The following is an 879-nucleotide window of genomic DNA, read 5'->3' on the forward strand; positions in this document are numbered from 1 at the left end:
GCGCCACCCGCGCCCCCTCGGGGCGCTTGACGATCCGGCCCTTGCCGATGGGAAGCGGCACGCCGCGCTCGGGCAGGTCGACGCCCACCCCCTCGCCGCGCGGGTAGCGCAGGGCGATCGGGCCGCTGTCATGGGCATGCTGGGTCGCCACCATGTGGACCAGTTCGGCCTCGTCGGAGGCCGCCATCACGACCATGTTCGGCAGGCAGCACAGATAGGCAAGATCGAACGCGCCCGCATGGGTCGCCCCGTCCGCACCCACCAGACCCGCCCGGTCGAGGCAGAACCGTACAGCTAAGTTCTGCAGCGCCACGTCGTGCACGACCTGATCGTAGGCCCGCTGCAGGAAGGTCGAGTAGATCGCCACGAACGGCTTGTAGCCCTCCGTCGCCAGACCGCCCGCGAACGTCACCGCATGCTGCTCGGCGATGCCCACATCGAAGGTCCGGTCCGGATGCGCCTTGCCGAACAGGTCGATCCCGGTGCCGCCCGGCATCGCCGCCGTGATCGCCACCACCTTGTCGTCGGCATCCGCCGCCTTGATCAGGCTCTCGCCGAAGACGCGGGTATAGGCCGGCGCGTTCGGCTTGGCCTTGGCCTGGACGCCCGACAGCACGTCGAACTTCACCACCCCGTGGTAGCGGTCGGCCGACGCCTCGGCCGGGGCATAGCCCTTGCCCTTCTGCGTCACCACGTGGAGCAGGATCGGGCCCTGGTCCGAATCGCGCACGTTCTTCAGGATCGGCAGCAGGTGGTCGAGGTTATGGCCATCGACCGGGCCGACATAGTGGAAGCCCATCTCCTCGAACATCGTGCCGCCGCCCACCACCAGGGAGCGGGCGTACTCTTCCGCCGCCGCCGCACGCTGGTAGATCGCCT

Annotated in this window: 1 protein-coding gene; it reads right to left on the reverse strand. The window is 69.2% G+C overall.

Annotated elements, in window-relative coordinates; all coding sequences use genetic code 11:
* On the reverse strand, nucleotides 1-879 hold an 879-nt coding region (locus tag FV220_RS25125; RefSeq protein ID WP_281406108.1), incomplete at both ends, for a 1-deoxy-D-xylulose-5-phosphate synthase N-terminal domain-containing protein.

It is taken from the genome of Methylobacterium sp. WL19 (assembly GCF_008040005.1).
GTDB classification, from domain to species: Bacteria; Pseudomonadota; Alphaproteobacteria; order Rhizobiales; family Beijerinckiaceae; genus Methylobacterium; species Methylobacterium bullatum.